Source organism: Sphingopyxis sp. YR583 (genome assembly GCF_900108295.1).
Classification (GTDB): domain Bacteria; phylum Pseudomonadota; class Alphaproteobacteria; order Sphingomonadales; family Sphingomonadaceae; genus Sphingopyxis.
In genome coordinates this window covers 1-21171 of record NZ_FNWK01000005.1, presented here as the reverse complement: position 1 = coordinate 21171, position 21171 = coordinate 1, and the positions used below count along the sequence as shown (strand labels likewise).

23 protein-coding genes are annotated in these 21171 nt (G+C 59.9%); 16 read left to right on the top strand and 7 right to left on the bottom strand.

Features of this window, described 5'->3' with window-relative positions:
* Positions 1–5: 5 nt before the first annotated feature.
* Positions 6–932, bottom strand: a complete 927-nt coding sequence (locus BLW56_RS18965; RefSeq protein WP_177176043.1) for a DUF2569 family protein — start codon at positions 930–932, stop codon at positions 6–8.
* A 351-nt stretch (positions 933–1283) separates the two neighbouring features.
* Here BLW56_RS18965 and BLW56_RS18960 point away from each other — a divergent pair, with 351 nt between their 5' ends.
* The 13 genes from BLW56_RS18960 (at position 1284) to BLW56_RS18900 (ending at position 12532) form a co-directional block, all read left to right on the top strand.
* The gene (locus BLW56_RS18960) at positions 1284–1472 is read left to right on the top strand and encodes a Flp family type IVb pilin (RefSeq protein WP_093512680.1); all 189 of its coding nucleotides are present in this window, start codon (positions 1284–1286) and stop codon (positions 1470–1472) included.
* 82 nt (positions 1473–1554) lie between these two features.
* Positions 1555–2454, top strand: coding sequence for a Flp pilus assembly protein CpaB (gene cpaB / locus BLW56_RS18955; protein WP_093512677.1), 900 nt, complete (start codon positions 1555–1557; stop codon positions 2452–2454).
* Positions 2444–3838, top strand: coding sequence for a type II and III secretion system protein family protein (locus BLW56_RS18950; RefSeq protein ID WP_093512675.1), 1395 nt, complete (start codon positions 2444–2446; stop codon positions 3836–3838). The genes cpaB and BLW56_RS18950 overlap by 11 nt, the downstream gene beginning before the upstream one ends.
* Positions 3839–3842: 4 nt before the next feature.
* Positions 3843–4118: a hypothetical protein gene (locus BLW56_RS18945; protein ID WP_093512674.1), complete on the top strand. Its 276-nt coding sequence runs from the start codon at positions 3843–3845 to the stop codon at positions 4116–4118.
* A gap of 16 nt (positions 4119–4134) precedes the next feature.
* Positions 4135–5733 carry a pilus assembly protein TadG-related protein gene (locus BLW56_RS18940; RefSeq protein WP_256203695.1) on the top strand — a complete coding sequence of 533 codons (1599 nt, stop codon included), beginning with the start codon at positions 4135–4137 and terminating at the stop codon, positions 5731–5733.
* The gene (locus BLW56_RS18935) at positions 5733–6233 is read left to right on the top strand and encodes a TadE/TadG family type IV pilus assembly protein (protein ID WP_177176042.1); all 501 of its coding nucleotides are present in this window, start codon (positions 5733–5735) and stop codon (positions 6231–6233) included. The genes BLW56_RS18940 and BLW56_RS18935 overlap by 1 nt, the downstream gene beginning before the upstream one ends.
* Positions 6230–6844 (top strand): TadE/TadG family type IV pilus assembly protein, encoded by a 615-nt coding sequence (locus BLW56_RS18930; RefSeq protein ID WP_093512670.1) that lies wholly within the window; start codon positions 6230–6232, stop codon positions 6842–6844. Before BLW56_RS18935 ends, BLW56_RS18930 begins: the two co-directional genes overlap by 4 nt.
* A gap of 46 nt (positions 6845–6890) precedes the next feature.
* A complete protein-coding gene (locus BLW56_RS18925) occupies positions 6891–8042 on the top strand; it encodes an AAA family ATPase (protein ID WP_177176041.1) in 1152 nt (383 codons plus the stop codon).
* The gene (locus tag BLW56_RS18920; protein ID WP_093512666.1) at positions 8042–9424 is read left to right on the top strand and encodes a CpaF family protein; all 1383 of its coding nucleotides are present in this window, start codon (positions 8042–8044) and stop codon (positions 9422–9424) included. Before BLW56_RS18925 ends, BLW56_RS18920 begins: the two co-directional genes overlap by 1 nt.
* Positions 9421–10425: a type II secretion system F family protein gene (locus BLW56_RS18915; RefSeq protein ID WP_256203694.1), complete on the top strand. Its 1005-nt coding sequence runs from the start codon at positions 9421–9423 to the stop codon at positions 10423–10425. The genes BLW56_RS18920 and BLW56_RS18915 overlap by 4 nt, the downstream gene beginning before the upstream one ends.
* A gap of 1 nt (position 10426) precedes the next feature.
* Positions 10427–11398 carry a type II secretion system F family protein gene (locus tag BLW56_RS18910; RefSeq protein ID WP_093512664.1) on the top strand — a complete coding sequence of 324 codons (972 nt, stop codon included), beginning with the start codon at positions 10427–10429 and terminating at the stop codon, positions 11396–11398.
* Between the two features lies 1 nt (position 11399).
* Positions 11400–12071, top strand: a complete 672-nt coding sequence (locus BLW56_RS18905; RefSeq protein WP_093512662.1) for a tetratricopeptide repeat protein — start codon at positions 11400–11402, stop codon at positions 12069–12071.
* A complete protein-coding gene (locus BLW56_RS18900) occupies positions 12071–12532 on the top strand; it encodes a prepilin peptidase (protein ID WP_093512660.1) in 462 nt (153 codons plus the stop codon). Before BLW56_RS18905 ends, BLW56_RS18900 begins: the two co-directional genes overlap by 1 nt.
* 215 nt (positions 12533–12747) lie before the next feature.
* Here BLW56_RS18900 and BLW56_RS21075 read toward each other — a convergent pair whose 3' ends face one another.
* Complete coding sequence (locus BLW56_RS21075; RefSeq protein ID WP_371262260.1) at positions 12748–13062, bottom strand: M23 family metallopeptidase; 315 nt, start codon at positions 13060–13062, stop codon at positions 12748–12750.
* A gap of 988 nt (positions 13063–14050) precedes the next feature.
* On the opposite strand from BLW56_RS21075, the gene BLW56_RS18890 reads away from it, so the two are divergent.
* Positions 14051–14425 carry a glycine zipper 2TM domain-containing protein gene (locus BLW56_RS18890; RefSeq protein WP_093512656.1) on the top strand — a complete coding sequence of 125 codons (375 nt, stop codon included), beginning with the start codon at positions 14051–14053 and terminating at the stop codon, positions 14423–14425.
* 99 nt (positions 14426–14524) lie between these two features.
* On the opposite strand, the gene BLW56_RS18885 is transcribed toward BLW56_RS18890, so the two are convergent.
* On the bottom strand, positions 14525–14947 hold the full coding sequence (locus tag BLW56_RS18885; RefSeq protein ID WP_143043516.1) for a hypothetical protein: 423 nt from the start codon (positions 14945–14947) through the stop codon (positions 14525–14527).
* Between the two features lie 366 nt (positions 14948–15313).
* A complete protein-coding gene (locus tag BLW56_RS18880) occupies positions 15314–16954 on the bottom strand; it encodes a recombinase family protein (protein WP_177176040.1) in 1641 nt (546 codons plus the stop codon).
* A 198-nt stretch (positions 16955–17152) separates the two neighbouring features.
* On the opposite strand from BLW56_RS18880, the gene BLW56_RS20465 reads away from it, so the two are divergent.
* Positions 17153–17344: a hypothetical protein gene (locus BLW56_RS20465; RefSeq protein WP_143043515.1), complete on the top strand. Its 192-nt coding sequence runs from the start codon at positions 17153–17155 to the stop codon at positions 17342–17344.
* A 248-nt stretch (positions 17345–17592) separates the two neighbouring features.
* Here BLW56_RS20465 and BLW56_RS18870 read toward each other — a convergent pair whose 3' ends face one another.
* Positions 17593–17904, bottom strand: a complete 312-nt coding sequence (locus BLW56_RS18870; RefSeq protein WP_256203693.1) for a DUF1153 domain-containing protein — start codon at positions 17902–17904, stop codon at positions 17593–17595.
* 352 nt (positions 17905–18256) lie between these two features.
* Here BLW56_RS18870 and BLW56_RS18865 point away from each other — a divergent pair, with 352 nt between their 5' ends.
* Entirely contained in the window at positions 18257–18880 is a 624-nt protein-coding gene (locus BLW56_RS18865; protein WP_177176039.1) for an Npun_F0296 family exosortase-dependent surface protein, read from the top strand.
* 745 nt (positions 18881–19625) lie between these two features.
* Here BLW56_RS18865 and BLW56_RS18860 read toward each other — a convergent pair.
* A complete protein-coding gene (locus tag BLW56_RS18860; protein WP_256203692.1) occupies positions 19626–20261 on the bottom strand; it encodes a PEPxxWA-CTERM sorting domain-containing protein in 636 nt (211 codons plus the stop codon).
* A gap of 586 nt (positions 20262–20847) precedes the next feature.
* The coding region (locus BLW56_RS18855; protein WP_256203691.1) for a sugar phosphate nucleotidyltransferase at positions 20848–21171 on the bottom strand (324 nt) is incomplete at its 5' end.

Here is a 21171-nt window from a genome sequence, read left to right as displayed (position 1 = left end):
CCTTCCTAGTCCGCCGCGACCCGCGAGCGATAGGTGACATTGACCCGCTCCGAAAGCAGCAGATAAGGTATCCAGATCGCCATGCTGATCAGCACCTTAGTGACATTGCCGCTGAGCAGTTCGCCCAGCGCCGCGGCGATCGGCGCGGGCAGATGCGGAGCGTCGGAGACCCGATACGCGATCGCCACTTGCAACAGCAGGTCCATCGACCAGGCGAGCAGCAACATGCGTGGAAACAGCGGAATCGAACGCAGAGCCGCCACGAAGCAGGCTGCGTACAGAAAGTTCATCGCGATCACGTCGAACGCCATCATATGGAAAATGGTCGTAGCCCAGGCTGGGCCGTGCTGGCTTACCGCAGGAACGGCCAGCAGGAATTCGAAGCTGCGTACGGGAACGTTGAGCAACATGCCGAGCAGCAGCGACGCCATGAAACCGAACGGGCCGAAGGCTGGATGCGCGCGGGCGGCAAGCGGATCGAGCCGTCGCCAGCGACCATAAAAGGCCAGGCGAATGCCGGTCGGTTCGGGCAAAAGATTGGAGGGGAAAGCGGCCATGGCAATGCGATATCCCGCAATCGGGGCAAGGGCGATCAGACCATAGAACATAAAAAGCTGAACATGATCATTTGCGGTGCGACTCGGCCCGGCGGCCGAACCGACTCGCACTGCCGCAGCAATGCCGAACAGAAGCAACCAAAACGGAATCGCGGTCTCGATGCGCCGTTGGATAACAAGCACGAAACCGCGCGACCGGTCGCCCAGACGTTTTCCCGCGCGGTGCAAAACCGCCTTTAAGCCTGAAAGTTTCGCAGCCTGTGACATCAGAACCGGATCGTGCCTCCCATATGTAAATCGATCGCGCGACGGTTGCCTCATGTGAAACGAATCGCGCGCGATTTCGCCATTTTTCGCCTTCGGACGCTGGGTCAACTTCCGATCAACTGGACTGACGCGCATCGCGCTTCGGGCCGCTGTCGGCCGGGAGGAGCCGGAATGCAAGCTGGGTTAACTCCGTTGCTTTATAAAGTGCCATTACGGAACGCAATCGCGGCTGGTTGCATTTGCGATTGACTGTCGTTGCAATTCGGGAAAAGATGACCGGGCTTGCAAGGGGGGCTGCTTTTCGGAGTCCAGTGCAAAGCCGGATCATCACGGGTCGCACCGGTTTTCCGAAAGACATCATCCCAAGCAGCGGGCCAGCCGGAAATCGAGGCCGGAGCCTAGGTGTCATTTCCGTGACCTCCGGGGGGAGGGAACGGGACCCATTGGGGGATATGTAACATGAAGACCTTTCTGAAGACGTTCCTTGCGGACGAATCGGGCGCTTCGGCGGCCGAATATGCGCTGATTCTCGCCGTTCTTGGCGTCGCAATCGTTGCAGGCGCCATCACTCTTGGCGGTGCAATCGGCGAAGCCCTTAGCGATGCCGGCGAATGCGTACGTGAAGGTACGTCCACAGCCTGCGCCTAATATGTAGCTCAGCCTGTATAGGCCCACCTCGTGTCACGCGGGGTGGGCCCTTGGCTGCGGATCGTTTCACTATGGGGGCGGCATGGAACGGCGCAATCTGCTTATTATCGGCGCGGCCGTATTGTTCGGCCTCATCGCGGTTTATTTTGCGAACGCCTGGTTCAGCGGGGTCGAGCGACAGCAGGAGCAGGTGACGGAGGAACGCGTTCTGACGCGCATCGCTGTTGCCGATCAGGACCTGGCTTTCGGCACCGCAATTTCGAGCGCCAATGTCCGGCTGGTTTCCTGGCCTGCCGATTCGGTGCCGCAGGGCGCCTATCGCGATGGCGAGGCGCAGCGGTTGCTGGCTGAGGGCAAGGTCGCCATCCGTCCGATCGCGCGGGGCGAGCCCATCCTGCTATCACGAATTTCCAAACGCGCGGTGCTGTCGGCCAATATCCCGCCCGACATGCGCGCCGTCACCGTGCCGATCGACGCCGTCAGCGGCGTGGCCGGTTTTGTTACGCCCGGCGATGTCGTCGACGTGCTGCTGACGCGGCAGATCCCCGGTGACGGGTCGTCCAACGATGACAAGATGACCACCGTGGTGCTGGACAATGTCCAGGTGCTGGCGGTCGATCTGCGCACTGGCGAACAGAATACCAACGCCACCGAAAGCAAGACCGCGACATTGATGGTCCATCCCGAAGGCGCGCAGCGGATCGCGCTTGCTACCCAGATCGGGCGGCTCAGCCTGGCCCTGCGCAACGTAGAAGATCCAGGAATGGGCGCGCGGCGCGCTGTTACCAGCCGTGAACTTGGCGGCGGCCTTTTCATTCCCGCGAAGCGGAGCGCCGGGTCGCCCGCGCCGCCGATGCGGGGCGACGCCGTGGCGGCGCCTCCGAAACAGGTGATGGCGCCGCCACGGCCCAGCGGCCCCGGCATGACCGTCGTTCGCGGGACCGAAACTAGCTTCGTGGGGGTGCAGCGCTATGGCTATTAATCTCTTCCGCTGCGCCATTCAGATGGCGCTGCCGCTGGCCTTGGCCTGCGCAACCGCGCCCGCCTCGGCGCAATCGGCCGATGGCGGCCTGCACGGCGGCACGCTGGAAGTGCCGATCAATAAGAGCCAGATCGTTACCGCCGACCGCGCGATCGCCAAGGCGATGGTGGGAAGCTCCACGATTGCCGACATCGTGCCGCTAACCGACCGCTCGGTCTATGTGCTCGGAAAGGGCATGGGCACGACCAGCCTGACACTCTATGATGCCGGCGGGCGCGTGCTGGTGGTGATGGATGTCGCGGTCGGACCCGATGCGGACGGATTTCGCCAGCAGGTTGCCCGGCTGATCCCTGACGCAAAGATCGATGCACAGATTTCGGGCGACTCGCTGGTCCTGACCGGACTTGCCAACGATCCCGGCATGATCGACCGCGCCGTCCAGCTCGCGCGGACCTATGCGGGCGAGAAAGTCGTCAACATGATAGGGCTCGGCGCCAGCCAACAGGTCATGCTCGAGGTGAAATTCGCCGAAGTAAAGCGTAGCGTTGGCGAGGATATCGGCGTGCGCGCCTTTATGAACGACGGGTCGTTTCGCGGCGTGACGGGACCTGGATCGTCGCTGACGCCGGATCCCGCGGATGGCAGCGCACTGCTCCGTGTAGGGAGCGTTGCCAATGGCTTTGGCATCTTCGGCGATACCTTCAGTCTACTCGGTATTGATTTTGAGGCTTATCTCAACGCGCTTGAGAGCAAGGGCTTTGCCAAGACGCTGGCCGAACCGACGCTGATCGCCCTGTCGGGCGAAAAGGCCTCATTCCTTGCTGGCGGCGAATTTCCGATCCCGGTAGTGCAGTCGGGCCGCTCGGGTGGCGGCGGCGAGGGTAGCATCGGAAGCGTGACCGTCGAGTTCAAGCCGTTCGGGGTCAGCCTGGGCTTCACCCCGACTGTGCTGGGTGACCGGACCATCAACCTCAAGGTTGAGCCGGAGGTCAGCTCGATCGATCCGGCGGCGTCGATCCAGCTCAACGGTATTTCCATTCCGGGCCTGCAGACCCGCAGGGCGAGCACCACGATGGAATTGCGCGACGGGGAGAGCTTTGCGATCGCCGGCCTTTTGCAGCGTGATTTCCGCACCACCATCAACCAGGTTCCACTGCTTGGCAGCATTCCTATCATCGGCTCGCTGTTCCGCTCGACCGAGTTCCAGAAGGGAGAAACCGAGCTGCTGATTGTGGTCACGCCGCGGCTGGTGCAGCCGATCCGACCCGATCAGGTGCGGATGCCAACCGACCGCGTGGCGGATCCAGATGCGGCCTCGTCGGTGCTGCTCGGCGAAGCCTATGATCCGAAGCCCCTGTCGAAGGAGGGCGACTATGATTATTGAACCCATGCGCAAGCTGGCCTGCCTGGCGCTGCTGCCGCTGATCGGGAGCTGCGCCAGCATCCCCTCGATCCATGAACAGCCGGGGGATTCGCAGTTCGGCGAAGCCAACCGGCAGACGATGATGGCGCAGGTTATAGACCCGGACCCGGTATATGATGCGCCGATGACATCCAGCGGCGACACGGCGCAAAAGGCGATCGAGCGTTATCGTACAGACGCCGTGAAGCAGCCCGACAGCATCCGCACGACCAACGCGGGCGCGGAATCCGGGCCGGAATGACGTTTGAGCGGTAGCGATGAGCGAGCCGGAAATGAAGCGCAGCCAGTCCAGCTTTTGGCGTAACGAAACCGCGGCCGCCGCTGCGCTCTATGCGCTGGCGCTGCCGGCGCTGGTCGCGGTGGCAGGTATTGCGTTCGATTATGCTCGCCTGGCGGCGATGGACACCGAACTGCAGAATGCCGCAGACCAGGCGGCACTCGCGGCCGCGACGCAACTCGACCGGCGAGCGGGCGCGATAAGCCGTGGCAACGCGGCCGCAACGCTCTTAATCGGTAACGAAAGTCGTTTCGCCAACGACGGACAGGGACGGGACGTGTCCGACCTGACAGTGCGTTTCTACGCCAACCAGGCGCAGGCCGAAACTTGCGGAGCTGCGGGTGCGCTGGCGGAAACGGCGTTTGCCCAAGCGGCTTTCGTTTGCGTGCAGGTGAATACCCGCACCGCGAATTATGCCCTGACGCCGGTGGTCGGCGCGTTGCGAGGCGATATCTTCGCGCAGGCGGTGGCCGGCGTTGGTTCCGCGCTTTGCCGGACGCCTCCGCTGATGCTGTGTAATCCCAGCGAACCCCCGAGCGGTAATGTTAACGCCGACTTCGACGCCAATTCCTATAAAGGCGTCGGCCTGCTTGCCAAGGGCGGCGGGGGGAGCAGTTGGGCTCCGGGAAATTTTGGGTTTGTCGACACCTTTCCCGGCACGGGCGGTGGCACGCCCGACCTGATGAAGGCGTTTGCGTGGGATTCGACGCCGGGCACCTGCATTTCTCAATCGGGCAATACGACGATTGACAGCGAGCCGGGCAATGTCGCCAGCGTCGCCGACGCGATCAACATGCGCTTCGATATCTACGATGGTGCCTGCCCGAGCGGTGGCAACTGCCCGGCATCGGTCAATAGCGTGAAGGACGCGGTTCATCCGAACAGCTTCAGCGGGAATCAAGCCTGCAAGCTTCACAATCAAGGCTGGCGCTGGCCAAGCGGGGCCTATCAGCCTGTCGATCCCAACAACCCACTTCCATTAAATCAGACACCGACGGTCATGGGGCACCCACGCGACATGTGCCATGCTGTTTCGGAGAACGGTTCATGCGCGGGCGGCCCCTTTGGCAACGGCGCCTGGGATCGTGACGCCTATTTCCGGACCAACTATCCGGCGTGGACGAACGGCGACGGAACGTCCCGCTGGCGGACGAATACCGGCCTGTCGGCCAGCGCGACGCGCTACGAGGTCTACAAGTGGGAGATCGGCGCTGCGCTAGCGGGCAGTCCGGTTGACGGACAAGTAGTGCTTGGCTCGCGGGCCATCAGCGGATCCCTTAGCTCCTATGGGCGGCCGCAGTGCGGTGCCTCGTCGACCCCGACCGCGACGACCGCGGATCGCCGGCGCCTGTCCGTTGCGGTGGTCAACTGCGTCGGGAACAATGTCCGGGGTAATTCGACCGGGGTGCCGGTGCGGCGCTGGATTGACGTGTTTCTGGTGGAGCCTTCACTGGATCGGGGGAGCAGGACCAAGAAGGATCAGATTTACGTCGAAATCGTCGGCGAAACGACGTCGGGGGCGGCGGGCGAGACGGCAGGTTCGGTAATCCGCCGTGACGTGCCGCACCTTGTCAAATGATGCCGCGTCCTTCCCTTTTGTCCTGCAAGCGCGGCGCGGTGGCCGCCGAGATGGCGCTGATCCTTCCTTTTCTCGTTGTGCTGCTGTTTGGCTCGGTCGAACTTGGCTATTATTTCTATAACGAGCATCAGGTGGTGAAAGGGGTTCGCGACGGTGCTCGCTTTGCTAGCCGCCAACCCTTCACTGCGATCGGTTGCAACGGAACCACCCCGATTGTCGATGCGGGGGCAATTGCCGCTATTCGCGAAATCACCCGAACGGGAGCAATCTCCGGCGGCTCGCCGCGGGTGCCCGGCTGGGCGGCTGCCGACATCCAGATCGACGTGGCTTGCGATCCGCATGACCTTTCCAATCTAGGCGTTTACAGGGACAAGGGAAATCCGCCGCGGATTACCATCTCCGCAAGCGTCGACTACAACGCGCTGTTCGGCGGGTTGGGGGTAATCGATTCGACCTTCTCCCTGAATGCCAGCCAGCAAGCAGCGGCGATGGGCATATGAAGGTGCTAGGCTTCCTTGGCCGCATCGCGCGCGATGGGCGGGGTGCCAGCGCGGCGGAGTTTGCGTTGATCCTGCCGCTTTTCCTGCTGTTCTTCATCGGCCTGATCGACGCGGGGCGGTTCCTCTATGAGGTGAACCGCGGCGAGAAGGCGACACAGATCGGCGCGCGCATGGCGGTGGTGACCGATCCGGTGGCGCAGAGCCTGTCCACCGCGAGTTATGTCGGCACATCCGTGGGCGGAGCGACGCTGACGCAAGGCGACCGGATTCCCGCCGGTGCGTTGGGCTCTCTGGTCTGTAACCAGACTAATTGTGTCGGCACCAGCCCCCATCCCGGGACCACCCGCAACGCGACCGCCTTCACCAACCTGCTGGCCCGCATGCAGCAGATCATGCCGGCAATCCAATCGGACAATCTTGTCGTCGAATACCGTGGCTCCGGCCTCGGTTTTGCGGGCAATCCTGACGGCATGGACATCTCGCCGCTGGTCACGGTAAGACTAACCGACTTGAACTTCTCGCCGATTCTGCTCTTCGGCGGCAATATCAGTCTCCCCGATTTTTCCTATACGCTGACGATGGAAGACGGGGACGGAGCAGGTTCGAATTGACATGGGGCGCCCAGACCACCCTTCGCACCCCGGAAAGGAACAGCGTTTGCAACTTCCCGCGCCACTGACGGTCATTGCCGCCAGCGAGCATATTGATACCCTGACTGCAGACAGCGCCATGCCTCGGCTTCGTGATGCGGCGTTGGTTCCATTGGGTCTGAAGGATGCAATTACTGCTGCGCATTTGGCGGGCGCTGGCATATTGGTTGTGCAGATAGATCCTGCAGTTCCGGAGTCGATGCAACGGATCGAGTGGGTGCGTCAGCTTCGGCCCGACTTGCCGCAAGTGGTGGCGCTGGAAAGCGCAAATGTCAGTTTGGTGCGCACGCTGCTGCGCGAGGGTGTCGCCGACGTTGTGTCCTTGCCATTTTCGTCAAAGGAACTGTTGCAGGCATCCGTCTCGGTGATGGAAGCGCGAGCGGCGCAAGCCGGCGCGCCGACCGTCCTTTCGCCTCTGGTGGCGGTGGCGCGAACGCCGGGGGCTTCCGGCGCGACAACGCTTGCGACCCATTTGGCGGCAAAGCTGACTGAAGAAGGAACGGGTGTTTGCTTGTTCGATCTCGACATTCAATCTGGTCGGGCGGCGGAGGTCTTGGGATTGCGTCCGCGCCGCTGCCTGACCGATTTGCTCGACGCCGGGATCCGCATAGATCAGGCCATGCTTCAGTCGGTCGTGGAACGGCATAGCAGCGGGGTGTCGCTGGTCGCCGCCCCGCAAGATATTGGCCCCTTGGAGTCCATCGACAGCGAGCAATTGCACAAAGCCATCGAACTTGCACGGCGATCCTATGACGTCGTGTTGATGGACCTGCCGATGGCACTCACCAACTGGAGCCTGTCGATGTTGGCCGATGCTGGTGCGATCGTCATGATTGTTGAACAGAATCTGGAGAGTCTTCGCCAGGCAAAGCGGCGACTGGACCTTCTGCGCAGCGTGGGGATCGATCGGCAGGCTATCTCCATCGTCGTGAATCGCGTCGAGCGCCGGCTCTTTGGGTCGATCAGACTGGCCGATGTGGAGGAAGCACTGGGGCATGACGTCCTGTGCGCGATCCATGCCGATACCCAGAATCTCGGCGCAGCCCAGGATCAGGGGCTGCTCGTGCACGAAGTTCGGACGAAGAGTCCCTATGCTGCGGATGTCGACAAGCTTGCCGATGCATTGCGCCGAAAACTTGAGACGAGGAGCCTCGCCTGATGTGGCAGATCGGAAAGGCCAAGGCAGGCAATCGCAGCGAGTCCGCGAGCGGAACCGGATTGATTCAACCCATATTCGGCAACGCGGTTGATACCGAGGCCGACCGCTTCCTTGGGCTGAAAAGCGCGATCCACCGCAAGCTGCTGGACCGGATCAATCTTGGTCTGCTCGACAAGCTCTCGCGCGAGCAGATCCAGGAGGAAGTGGGCGATATCGTCCTCTCGCTGCTGATCGAAGAGGACGCCGCGCTGAATGCACGCGAGCGTGAGCGTCTTGTCGGTGAAGTGCTCGACGAACTGCTGGGACTTGGGCCGCTGGAGCCGCTGCTCGCAGACGAGTCGATCACAGACATATTGGTCAATGGGCACAAGACGGTTTTCGTGGAGCGCTTCGGGCTGCTCGAGAAGGCTCCGACGCGCTTTCAGGATGAACGACACCTGCTGCGTATCATCCAGAAAATTGTTAGCGCGGTCGGGAGACGAGTAGATGAGTCGTCCCCCTTCGTGGACGCACGGCTCGCCGACGGGTCGCGTGTGAATGCCATCGTTGCGCCGCTGGCAATCGACGGATCATTGTTGTCGATCCGCAAGTTTGCCAAGCAGCGCATCGGCATGGCGCGGCTCATAGAACTTGGCAGCGTGCCGGCTGAAGTGGCCGAGGTGATGTCGGCGATCGTACGTTCGCGTCGCAACGTGCTCATTTCCGGCGGCACGGGTTCGGGCAAGACCACGTTGCTGAACGCGCTCTCCTCGTTCATTGACGGGCGCGAACGTATCGTCACCATCGAAGATTCAGCCGAATTGCAGCTTCAGCAAGAGCATGTTGCGCGTTTGGAAACCCGGCCGCCGAACATCGAAGGGCGCGGCGAGATTACCCAGCGGGACCTTGTAAAGAACGCGTTGCGAATGCGACCGGACCGAATCATCGTGGGCGAGGTGCGTGCCGGTGAGGCATTCGACATGCTCCAGGCGATGAACACGGGTCACGACGGGTCCATGACGACCGTTCACGCCAATACGGCGCGTGACGCCTTGTCACGTGTCGAGCAGATGATCGGTATGAGCGGCATTGAAATTTCGCCAACGTCCGCTCGCGCGCAGATCGCTTCCGCAATTAACGTCGTAATCCAGATCGGTCGACAGGCCGATGGTCGCAGACGCCTTCTCAGCCTGTCCGAAGTAGCGGGGATGGAAGGACAGACCATAACCATGCAAGATATCTTCCGCTTCAAACTGGCGGGCCGTTCGGACTCCGGCGACGTACTTGGCCATTTCGAGGCCACCGGCATTAGACCGAAGTTCCTCCAGGATGCGACCGATCATGGCATCGACCTGCCGAGCGATCTGTTTCGTCCATCGCTGAAGCTTGGAGAAAGCCGGTGATCGGCGGGGAAGTCGCCAGATTTCTGGTGCTGCTGGCGATCTTTGCGTTTGTTTTCCTGATTATGCAGGTGGTGCTGCGTACATCCATCGAGCGGCGTGCTCATGTCGGCGCCGTCAACAAGCGGTTGAAGATGATCGCCAGCGGCACGACGCGCGAGAACCTCGTTAACATTCTGCGCAAAAATGATCCATTGTTGCTGGGTGATGCGGCAAACCCCTGGGGCAGATTCTATTTCAGCTTCCGCCGCAACTTGTCGATGGCCGCAGTGCCTTGGACAGCTTGGCAAGTATCTACGGGCATGGCCGCGCTGTTCGCAATTCTGGTGCTGATCGTGACCATGGCGGTATGGAGTGCGGCCTATCCGATTACATCGGGCGTCATCCAGTTGATCCTCGCATTTGCTGCCGCCGCTGCCGTCGGAGTGCCACTGATGGTGATTTCGCTCCTTGCCCAGAGGCGGCGCAAACGGATGCAGGAACAATTTCCCGTAGCCCTTGATATCTTTGTCCGTTCACTCCGCTCGGGTCACCCGATTGCCGGCGCGCTCGAACTTCTGACTCAGGAAATGGAAGACCCGATAGGTTCGGAGTTCGGATTGGTGACCGACGAAATCGCTTACGGTGCTGATCTGACGCACGCTTTGAACGATATGGCAGAGCGGTGGGACCTCGATGACCTCAGAATGTTCGTCGTATCATTGTCGGTGCAGAATGAAACGGGCGGCAACCTTGCTGAGATCCTCGATAATCTATCCAAGGTCATTCGCGAGCGCGCCTCGCTATACCTCAAGGTTCGCGCGCTATCGTCGGAGGGTCGGATGACCGGACTGATGCTGACAGGCCTGCCGATTTTTACATTCGTCATGCTCTTCATTCTGAACCCGTCATTCTATCTCGATGTAGCGGGTGATCCGATCTTCTACATCGGCTTTCCCCTAATGCTGGTGTGGTATGCAATGGGGGTGGTTGCCATCCGGCGCATGGTGAACGTCAAGGTCTGATATGATAGATTTTCTCGCCACAAATCTGGTTGCGCGGAGCGCTTTCCTGCTGCTGGTGTTCATGCTCGCGGTGTTTTTGGTAATTGCGGTCATACGCATCGCAACACGGCGCGCGGTGTTGAGGTCAGGCATCAAGGCGATCGCCCAATCGCAGCCGTCCGAAAGAAGCACGCGATTGCAGGACCACAGGGATGACGGATGGACGAAACTGGCTGCACAGATCGAGAAGGCGGGCCTGAATCTGGCCGATACTAAAGGCGATCAACTGCGCGAGAAAATGATCGCGGCGGGATTTACCTCCCCGGCGGCACCGAAGCTGTTCACGCTCGCTCGTCTCGTCCTGGTGCTGCTTTTGCCGACAATCTATGTTCTGCTGGCGAGTGCGGGCGGGAACGAACTGTCGTTTTTCAGGCTTTACCTGTTCGGTTCCGCTCTGGCGCTGTTGGGCTTGTATTTTCCAAACCTTTTCGTGACCGCGCGCGCCGACCGGCGGCGGGAGGCCATAACCAACGGCTTTCCCGACTGCCTTGATCTCATGCTGGTCTGTGTAGAGGCCGGACTTGGCCTTGAGGCTGCAATGGACCGCGTTGGACGCGAGATGCTGCATTCGCATCCTTTGGTTTCGGCCTTGCTTTCCGGTGCGACGTTGCAATTGCGGGCGGGAGCGCCGCGCGACGAAGCACTGCGAAAAATGGGTGACAGAAGCGGTGTGGAGGAAGTGCGAAGCTTCGCTACCCTGCTGATCCAGTCCGACAAGCTGGGGACAAGCATCGGTGAAACGCTTCGTGTTTATGCTGATGAGATGCGCGAAAAACGACGACTGCGGGCTGAAGAAAAGGCGCATCGTTTGCCCGTGCTCATTTCGATCCCGCTTGTGGTTTGCATGCTGCCGACAATGGTCGGCGTACTGATGCTGCCTGGTGCGGTGCGTATCGTTCGGGAAATGGTTCCGGCTCTTACAGGGGGAGGGTGACATGAAAAAGTCCATCAGATTGGTTGCGATATTCGGCGCAACCGCAGTTTTGAGTGGTTGTCAGTCGTTTCCGTTGACCAGTTGGATGTTCAAAGACCGGCCGGCCGTCGGCCCCAAACAAGGCGCGCTTGTGGGAAACACGTCGGGCACTCTCGATGAAGGCAAGCGGTTTCTGCGGGCCGGCAATATTTCGGCTGCCGTCGCCTCATTCCGTATCGCGCTGGTCGACCCTTCGGCGCGTGGCGAGGCCAACAACGGTCTAGCCGTGGCCTACGCCAAGCTGGGGCGTGTCGACCTCGCCGAACGTTATTTCCGCGCCGCAATCGAGAATGATCCGGACAATTCGAAATTCGCTGCCAACCTGCTGCGGTTGCAGGGGCAGGTTCTGCTCGCGCGGGAGCGCGAAGCTCGGGCGTCGGAACGACAGGCGCTCGCGATGCCTACAAACCCATCTCGCGTTGACGTTCGGGAAGCCCTGACCGGACAAGCCCGGCGCATTTCGCGCGCCGAAGTCCTGGTCCGATCGGCGCCGGGCCGGGCTCCGGCTATGGCGGTGATCTATCGTGATGCTGAAGCAACTCCAGAAGCAACCGATCGGAATGGCAAAGGCGAACGTCTGGCGATGGTCCCCGCGGCAAAAGTCCATCCGATCACTGCGACGTTGGGTGAGTGATGCCCGACATCGAATGGTGGCTGGCGCTGATGCTTGCGGCGCTGGGAGCATGGTTCGACCTTACTTCAAGGCGCTTGCCTAACTGGCTTTGCGCCGTCTTTGCAATTGCCGGAGCCTCGGGGTTGATAGCGACGCAGGGGGTGGAACTGTTGCCGTGGGCACTGTTCCATGCCGTGGTTGCGCTGATTCTCGGCATGCTCTTGTTCCGGTTGGGCATGATCGGAGGCGGCGACGCCAAATTCTATGCGGCCGCCGCCTGCGCCGTGCCGGCGGCGCCCGCTGCCGGGCCGCTTACACTGCTCGGATGGACGTCCGCTGCCGGCTTGGCCCTGCTGCTGGCGATGCTTGTCGGGCGACAAGTTGGTAAACATGCCGGTAGAAGGCATATCCTCAAGGGGTGGGAAGTCCCTTACGGATTGGCCATTGCTGCTGGCTTCTGGGTAACCCTGATCGCCGTCTGATCTTGCCCGGCAGACAGCCTAAAGTCTTCCGGATACGATGAGACTTCGAATTCCGAAACAGAGTCTTGGATGATCGAAATTGCCTCGGGCAATGCGCCCTTTGCTACGCGTGTGGGAAGTAGTTGATCTGCCCCCTATAGTGGTCCAGAATCGATGATATTTTGGATGACTGAGATCATGAGTGCCGAGCAAGAGGCGTCGCCCGGATAACCCGCTTAGCGGGGCAGGGGATTGGTCGCCAGCCCGTCTATCCTGACTTCGTAATGGACGTGCGGACCCGTCGACCGGCCGCTGGAACCGACTAATCCGATGACGTCTCCCTGCTGCACGGACCGACCAGCTTCGACACTGATTGCGGACATATGAGCGTAGCGTGTCTCCACGCCGTTCCCATGGTCCAGAACAACCATATACCCATAATTTCCTGACCAGCCGGCGCTCGCCACCGACCCGCTCTGGGTCGCTCTGATAGGAGAACCGGCCTGAGATGCAAGATCGACGCCGGCGTGGAAACGAGCCGCTCCATGCATGGGATCCCTCCGCCAGCCGAATGCGCCCGTAAGGCGTCCGGTGGTCGGCAAAAGAAACGGCGATGCTCCCGTTGGCCGGAACGTCTGCGTTGGACTTGACGAAAAGGAGACGACCAATGCCGAACCTGCGACGTTTGCTCGCACCGCGTAACGTGGATTTCCGCCCGCGACGGCCTGTGGGCCGATCGAGATAATTGCCCTGTCGGGAAGCGGGGTCTCGTCGTTGGTCGCGGGCGTGTGCTCCTTGAGCGGAGGCTCAGCCAATGTTGTGGCGTCGTTGTGCGCGAGGCTCGCGCGGTAATCGTTTGAAGCAACCCCAGCTCGGGCGGAGGCAGACCAGAACGTCTCTTCGGCGGCGGACGGCGCGGCCGCAAACGTCGCAACAAGCATAAACACCGGCTTAGCTAAGCACGCATTCATCGCTGTTCCCCCTTACCGTTGATTTTACTATGCTATGCCGCGTAATCCAAGTCCTATCCTAAATCATATTGGGACAGTCTGAGCTCTAGGCCGCTAGGGTCAGAACCGATTTATTTCGGGTGGAGGCAATGTTCAGGCAGCCGCGGAGGAGCTCGAATTTCAACGATTTGATCTGGCTGACGAATGAGCAGGTGATGCGTCTTCAGCCCTATTTCCCGAGAAGGCATGGGCGCGAGCGGTTTGACTATGGGCCTGTTCGAGCGTGCCGGGCAAGCGATTTGCAGCTTGCTCGGCAAAAGCATGTCAATCGAAAACTTACCTAACCCCGCATTGCAAACTGAGTCACCACCTTCGAAAGCAGACGGGCAGCTAACGTCCGTTTCATGACGGAGGCGGTCAAGACTTATCTGCGCGAATAGGAACGGTGGTCTGGTTTCGTATGTGGGAGTCCATAAGCTGACATTCCGCATCAGGCCAGATAGGATAGCATGTCCATTGCTGAATTGATCGTTCAGCGATCGTTCGGACTCGCGATTCAATATGGCCTCACACAGTAGGAGAATTTGCCATGAAGAAGCTTCTTGCTGCTGCGGTTCTTGTGGCCGTCGCTATCCCGAGCCCGCCGGCTCTGGCGGACCCGCCGCCTTGGGCGCCCGCGCATGGCAAACGCGCGAAGGACCGGGGCTTGTATGACAGTTACGGCCGCTATTACGAGCCGCGCAAACTCTCGCGCGGCGACCGCATCTGGCGCGCTGACGATGGTCGCTACCATTGCCGCCGCGACAACGGAACCACCGGCCTTATCATCGGCGGCGCTGTCGGCGCCCTTGTTGGCCGCGAACTTGATGGCGGGCGTGATCGCACGGTCGGGACGATCATCGGCGCTGCAGGCGGAGCCTTGCTCGGGCGAGCAATCGATCGCGGCGAACTGAAATGCCGCTGATATAGCGGGACGGTTTGAGAGGGATCAGTCTGCTCGCGCCGTCCCATGACACCGCACCCCGGAAGCGCGAAGGGCAATGAGATTCGGAATGGCTTGAATTTAAGATCCGGCGACGTCTGCACGCCCGGTCGGCGCGATATTTTGTGAACGGCTTGCCGTCGACACCACCTCGTTGAGATGCTTCATTTTCATTAGATAGCTGTCGTGCGAAATCGCTTTATGCTCCTCCAGATAGCGCAAAGCCGTTTCAGCGATCTCTCGAAGGTTCTGTCCGTGGATACCAAGTGTACCGCGATGGCAGTGGAAATTACCCGTCGCGAGCTGTCGCTCCACATATCTTGCAAGGACAGAAACCACAAACTTGGCCGCGGTTTCATCGTCGACGACGATAGCGTCGCGGATGTCATTGCTCTGTTCGATCATCGGGAACATCGCAGCGCGGACATTTTCCCACATATGGTTCTTCGCAAAAATCTCGTCACACCGAGAGAGAGCCTGGAATGAAAGTTCGACCGCATCCACGAACATGTCTCCCACTTAACGATCGATCGACGTCACCGGCCCCGGTCCTGGGCCCATGCGGTTGGATTTGAGCACCACCCTACATTCACTTCGGTTAGTTATCTGATAACATAGATCAAGGCTATGTGGGCGAGTGGCTGGTACCTTGTCCGCCTTACATGTCCTAGCCTGCGACGCCCGGCTTTGTAGGACATTTTCTTTCGGTATTCAAAAGGGGGTGTGAAAGGCTCTGCCTTGGGGCAGGGCCTTTCGTTTGAAAACTTGTTCGCGGCAGTCGGGGGTGGTTCTATTTTTTAGACTGCCCGGTCCTCCCTGGGCCGCCCCCGGATCATGATACTGCAACCCACATAACGAGGATCGCGTGAATCATGAAGCGAGCCGCGCATGCGCCGCGCGTACAATATCGCTCTGACTACTGAAAAAGCCGACGCGTGCATATGCCGCACGGAGCCCACCGAAGCGCCTGCGAAAGAGATTCTTCGCGGGAACCTCAGGATCCGCGTCGATTAGTGGCACGGACAAATAACCATGTTCCCGTAGAAGACGCCGTAGATGACCCAGAAGCTGGTCATCCGTGAATGCGGAGCCATCAAGGTTTCGGCGTGCCGCCTTCTTGGGTGGCTTGTGGGATAACCCGTTCTCGTCGCGAAATGCGATCGCCGCTCGTCGCTTTTCCGTTGAGGTGACTTCGACGCCCGCCAGTTCGAACGCCTTCGCCAAAGAACCAAATCGTCGGACGAAGTATTTTTTGCTGGGGGAGTTGGAATCGGCGTCGACCGCATGCCCACTTAAATAACCCCGGTCTTGGTAGATCCGACGCAAATCGTTGAGGAGTTCATCATCCGAGTAGGGAAGGCCGGCCGGGTTCTTCTTGATCCGAGAGGGGATTTCGAAGCCGACCGTTCGAAACGCGGCCGCTAGACTGCCGTATCGGGTGTCGATAGCCTCCGGCGACGGCAGATAGCTGCATTGTTGAATAAAACGCCCCGATAAATGGCCTCTTTCTGCAAGCAAGCGCTCGAGCCCGGTCTCGATCTCCTCGGTCGAATAGACTCTGCGGGTGATGGATTTCAACCGGCGCTCAGCGGCGCGAAAGATTTCGTTCGTCACGACTGGTACCATCACGTCCGCCGTAACCCAGTGACTCGGTGGCGTATATGATGGTCGGCCGAGGTTATTGGATCTCTTTCCAAATACATAGCGGCCGGCATAGAGATCTTGCATTAGTAGTCGGCGCACGGCGCTGGTGGTCCACGGTTTCCCGTTTGCTTGCCGCTTGTCTCGAGCGTTCAGCCATTTCTCGATCTGCCCGAGGCGGAGTTTCTCTTCCACGAAGAGCCGGAATATATTGCGAACGAGCGCAATCTCGCTTGCAGGGCCCCGGACATAGACAACCTTGTCGGTGCTTAGGGCTTTGCGCTGACCGCGAGCCAAAATCATTCGGGGTGCGCCGCTCTCGTCCACGACCTGGCGCCTTAGCCCCAAGGGGGGATCTCCGCCCTGCTTGTACCCCAAGCCCGCCTGCTGCCGCTGGGCGCGAGAGATTTTCACCGACAGTTCCCGGCTATATTCGGCGGCCATAACCCTTTTCATATGTTTCATCATTGACGACAAAGGGTCGCCGTCGTTGTCAAAGGGCTCGGTGCAATAATGAACCTGCACCCCTGCGGCACGGCACATATATTCGTAATGCGCCGATTGATCGGTATCCTGAAATCTACCCCAACGGCTGACATCAAGAACCAGAATTGCACGAAATTTCGCCTGACCGGAAAGCACATCTGCGAAAAGCTGCTTCAAGGCCGGGCGCCGTGCTAGCGTTAGACCGCTGCGCCCAGCGTCTATGTAAGTCTCTACAATATCAAAACCGCGACGGGCAGCGAAAGCGGCAATCGCTGTACGTTGATTGTCCGGCGAGTAGCGCTGATGCTCGGTGGACATGCGGATATATTGCGCTGCCGGAGTTAGCTCACACGCTGACCCGGCGATGAAGGTATGTTGCGACATATAGTCTCCGCTATATAGGAACCGCTCGCCTTTCGAAGGTGATCCTCTTCGGCCGACACGGTCCGCGACCATCGCATGCGATATTGACAGTTTGATTTTGAGTTTCGGGCCTCCAGTCGGCCTGCTACTGGACGACATGGTGAACGTCCTTCAGATGGCGACTTTCAGATAACGAGGCTGGGGAGGCGGTCGAAGCCGATGGAAAAAGACATAGCAATACGCGCTGCACGTGACGCATTATACGCGCAGCTTTCGGTTCTGGATCGGCTTGGCGAAATCGAGGCCGCGGTAGAGGTCAACGCGGGCATCGAAATATTGAATAAGCGGCTGGGCGACGAGGTGACGCCGGACGAGTTGGATCAACTTGCCCATCGTTTTCTGCCTGACTAGTGCGCCATCGCAACCGCGGCGCATCTGAACTTGCATTGTCGCCGATACATCGCTGATCGCAGCGAGCAGCAAACCGATGGGTTCAACTGCTCCCTCCGCGCTGCGTAACCGACAAGTGGCAGTGGATATAGGAGTGGCCAGCGACGAAAGAACGAGATCCGAGAGAGTCATCTCGCCGCAGGCTCTGGCGGATCGCGTAAAACGCCTAGGACGGATTGTTGCGGTTCATGGCGATCATGGAGCGGTCTTCACCCAGCCGGGTCACCGGGGGCAAGTGCGTGCGTATGCCGGGTAACCCGGAGTCCCGGAATTCCGGCACGGCCAACCGTTTCTCGCCAAGCGGCAAGCTCCTCCGAAGTTAGCCGGTACTCTTCTAAGGCTTCGGCAAGGCCGATGAGGCCGCCGTCGATCGCCGCCATCAGTTCGGCTTTTCGGCGGCTCGTCCAATGCGTCGTATTTGAAGAAGGCAAATCCGCTCGTGTCAATCGACCTAAAGGTCCGATGATCGATTTTTCGCCTGCTACATCATTGAGCACCGCGAATTCTCCCGCCTTGGGCAATTCCGTTCTGGAGCTTTCAAATAGTAAGCTGAGGTTAAATTGCCGTTACGAGGACGGCCACGAACTCGCGCCGTATGGCTAGCTCCTCCATCAGCAGGGAGGCATCGCTTCTTGCTGTAGAAGGCGGAGCGCGCATGGCGATCGGCGACGCTCATCCAATTGGGTTCGGCCGATTGACCGCGATGGCCGCGGATTGCGCCAAGAATCCCGAATCGGGACATGTTTTTGATTTTTGACTCGCCAACGGCGCGAATCGAGTTAATGATTAGTAACTATTAACACGACAGGGCGAGTCGCACGGCCTGTTTCCGCTATGGAGATACCGACGATGCGTACTTTTATTACAAAGTTAATGCTGGTTTCCGCTGCCGCTCTGGCGCTCCCCGCTGCGGCAAATGCCGCGATCACGCTGGGAACCGTCACGCCGGGCACCAATCCCTATTCGGGCCCGACCCCGACCTATAATTTCGAGACGGCCGCACCGGTAACGGGCGGTCTCGTAACCAGCGGCTCGCTTGACGGTATCCGTGCACAGCCGTTTGGAAGCACCGGCAACTATTGGACCGTCGGCCCGGCCGATGGCCCATCGGGCGTGCTGGATCTGTCGTCGATCGGCGACATATTCAATGTAAGCTTTCTCTGGGGTTCGGTAGACTCCTACAATACACTCGAATTCCTCGATGGCGGCGGCAATGTTCTCGCAAGCTTCACCGGCTCGAACATTTTTAACCCGGCGAATGGCAGCCAGACGGACCCGAATCTCAATCCGCTTGTTCGGTTCGACGTCACGGGTAGCGATGTCGGGGCCCTTGCTTCGCTCCGTCTGAGCTCGACCGGAAATGCGTTCGAGGCCGACAACTTCACCATCAACGCTGTGCCGGAACCCGCAACCTGGGCGCTGATGATGCTCGGCTTCGGTGCGGTCGGCTTTGGTATGCGCCGGCGCCGTCAGGTCGGCGTGCTCAAGTTCGCCTGACAAACAAACCACACGGGTTTCGAGGGGCGGCCATTGGTCGCCCCTTTTTTTTGTCGATCGCGTGTGCGGCCCCCCCTTATTCAGACACTATCAAGGCGCCTCAGGTCGGAACTGAACATGAGCAAGATTGGCTGCTCGACTTTCGGCCAGCCTCCAGTATGGATATGCGTCTAACGATAGCGTGAGCGGCCGTTACCGCTGCGTTTGCGTGACGGCGAGTGCGGCAAGGCTGGGATTATGAGCTGGCCCGTTTGGAAGCGAGGGTTCGCCGGCGAGCGGGCATAGCTGCGGCACGCCTCTCTGTTCTGGATCGCGCGGCCCCTGTTGGCGCCATTCTGCGTCGGGTTGGGGTCCCCCGTTCGCCCCTAGGAAACAAACAAATTCGCATCGCCCGGACGGGCAGATCGCAATGCGACGGCGGCCGGGATCCAGTTACCCGGCCAATTCAGTTGGCGAAGTTTAGTGGGAGTAGGAATTGGCCGGTGTTCGCGATGGGGTGAAGGCGTCCGCGCGCGCCATACTTGGATCCGAGCATCGGTATTCTCCGCACCAAAGCGTTCGACCAGTAGCTCACAATTTGCTGCTCGGATCACCCCGGGGGACTATATCCCCAAACGAAGCGTCCCCGGCAGTTACATCCGTGGACCAGATGCAACTGCCGGGGCGGGGGTACTTCGTCGGCATTGAGAGAAGGTGGTGCCCTCAAAATCATGCCGAGCCAATCTGCCCCCGAGGGGGCAGCCGATTATGCGTAGCGGACGCGGACGTCCTGCTTGCGGCGACGTACCGAGAAGCCGATCGCGCCGAAGCCGAGCATCATCAGCGCCCAAGTGGCCGGCTCAGGCACAGCCGCAACAGCCTGTGCGGAGTTGAGGCGGAATTGGCCGACATCGGAAACCGTGGCGCCATCAGCAAAGGTCATCGTGACGCTCGAGAAGGTGCCGTTGAAGGCATTGAAGAAGTTGCTGCCGTTCTGGCCAATGGCGTAGGCGCTCGTCACGAGGCCATTGCTATCGCCGCCCGAGAACGAGAAGATAACATTGCCGCTGGTAAGTGCGTCGATGTTGAACTCGAGTGCGGTGATCAAGCCGCCCGTCAGCGAGAAGGTCAGGGGGTTGTTGAGGACGCCGTCAACGGCGCCCACACGAGCCTGTCCGTTAGCGAGGCCGATGAGCTGTTCGGTCGACGAAAAGTTCACAGTCCCAGGGGCGTTGTTAAGCGTGCCCGTGACATTGAGTCCGGGGACACCCTCCGTGACCAGAACGTTCGAACCCGGCTGTGCAGCGCAGCCGCCGCCGAGGCAAATGGTGACGGCAGCCGATGCCGGAACGCTTGCTCCGACCATCGCGATTGCCGCGGTAAGTTTAATCAAATTACGCATAGTCGCGCTCCTGCCCGAAAAGGTTGCGACCCCAGTCCGTTGCTTAATTAGTAACATAATAGTTACACGCATTGCGCGCGGGAGTCGAATCGTAAGAGACCGTTTTTGAGCTGCTTGTCCCGATTCGAGACGAGCCGCCGAATGGGTGATTCTTTTGCGTTTCGGGGTGTAGGATTATATCCTGCCGCCGAGGCCACAGTTCAGTGATGCGTGCCTGCCGCGCTCAGCTCGCCCTGCGGCTAACTGCTGGAAATGTGGTGCATTATGGTCACGGTCGGGTGTGTAATTGGCGAAGTGATTGTTCCGCAGCAGCATGCCGGGCGACTAAATCACGCGCTGCTCGATGCCGTCCCCGTCGTGCTGAGGTTGGAGGCTTTGCCGTGCCAACGGGTGCGTCTCTACGATCTAATCGCACAGCGTGCCGCATATACGTGAGTTTAATGTGCCCGAAACCTTTGGCGAGAAACGCAATATCCTCGCCGAGTCGTTTCCTGAGTCGGTGGCCTCCGATCGCGCCGCGCGCCAGCCGGGGTTTTGTGCGAATTTGGCAGCGGGTTGCATTTAAGTTGCATTGTGGCGCAGATCGTTACCGGCGGCGCTCCAGCAGATCGACCGCAAAGGCGCGAACTTCGTCCGCCATGTCGGGCCGTCCGAGCGCCACTGCCAGATTGGCCTGAATATATCCGGCCTTCGATCCACAGTCGTAACGCGCACCGTCGAAGGTAACGGCGTGAAAGGGCTGGGTGCCGATCATCGTCGCCATCGCATCGGTCAGCTGAATTTCCTCGCCCGCGCCCTTTTCCTGTTTTTCGAGAACGCGCATCACTTCGGGTTGCAGGATATAGCGGCCCGAAATGATCAGGTTCGACGGTGCTTCGGCGACCGGCGGTTTTTCGACGAGGCCCTTTAC

Excerpts from the sequence above, each read along its gene's own strand:
- BLW56_RS18960 (WP_093512680.1), top strand. The coding sequence starts at position 1,284 with ATGAAGACCTTTCTGAAGACGTTCCTTGCGGACGAATCGGGCGCTTCG.
- cpaB (WP_093512677.1), top strand. The coding sequence starts at position 1,555 with ATGGAACGGCGCAATCTGCTTATTATCGGCGCGGCCGTATTGTTCGGC.
- BLW56_RS18950 (WP_093512675.1), top strand. The coding sequence starts at position 2,444 with ATGGCTATTAATCTCTTCCGCTGCGCCATTCAGATGGCGCTGCCGCTG.
- BLW56_RS18945 (WP_093512674.1), top strand. The coding sequence starts at position 3,843 with ATGCGCAAGCTGGCCTGCCTGGCGCTGCTGCCGCTGATCGGGAGCTGC.
- BLW56_RS18940 (WP_256203695.1), top strand. The coding sequence starts at position 4,135 with ATGAGCGAGCCGGAAATGAAGCGCAGCCAGTCCAGCTTTTGGCGTAAC.
- BLW56_RS18935 (WP_177176042.1), top strand. The coding sequence starts at position 5,733 with ATGCCGCGTCCTTCCCTTTTGTCCTGCAAGCGCGGCGCGGTGGCCGCC.
- BLW56_RS18930 (WP_093512670.1), top strand. The coding sequence starts at position 6,230 with ATGAAGGTGCTAGGCTTCCTTGGCCGCATCGCGCGCGATGGGCGGGGT.
- BLW56_RS18920 (WP_093512666.1), top strand. The coding sequence starts at position 8,042 with ATGTGGCAGATCGGAAAGGCCAAGGCAGGCAATCGCAGCGAGTCCGCG.
- BLW56_RS18910 (WP_093512664.1), top strand. The coding sequence starts at position 10,427 with ATGATAGATTTTCTCGCCACAAATCTGGTTGCGCGGAGCGCTTTCCTG.
- BLW56_RS18905 (WP_093512662.1), top strand. The coding sequence starts at position 11,400 with ATGAAAAAGTCCATCAGATTGGTTGCGATATTCGGCGCAACCGCAGTT.
- BLW56_RS18900 (WP_093512660.1), top strand. The coding sequence starts at position 12,071 with ATGCCCGACATCGAATGGTGGCTGGCGCTGATGCTTGCGGCGCTGGGA.
- BLW56_RS21075 (WP_371262260.1), bottom strand. The coding sequence starts at position 13,062 with ATGCATGGAGCGGCTCGTTTCCACGCCGGCGTCGATCTTGCATCTCAG.
- BLW56_RS18890 (WP_093512656.1), top strand. The coding sequence starts at position 14,051 with ATGAAGAAGCTTCTTGCTGCTGCGGTTCTTGTGGCCGTCGCTATCCCG.
- BLW56_RS18880 (WP_177176040.1), bottom strand. The coding sequence starts at position 16,954 with ATGTCGCAACATACCTTCATCGCCGGGTCAGCGTGTGAGCTAACTCCG.
- BLW56_RS20465 (WP_143043515.1), top strand. The coding sequence starts at position 17,153 with ATGGAAAAAGACATAGCAATACGCGCTGCACGTGACGCATTATACGCG.
- BLW56_RS18865 (WP_177176039.1), top strand. The coding sequence starts at position 18,257 with ATGCTGGTTTCCGCTGCCGCTCTGGCGCTCCCCGCTGCGGCAAATGCC.
- BLW56_RS18860 (WP_256203692.1), bottom strand. The coding sequence starts at position 20,261 with ATGCGTAATTTGATTAAACTTACCGCGGCAATCGCGATGGTCGGAGCA.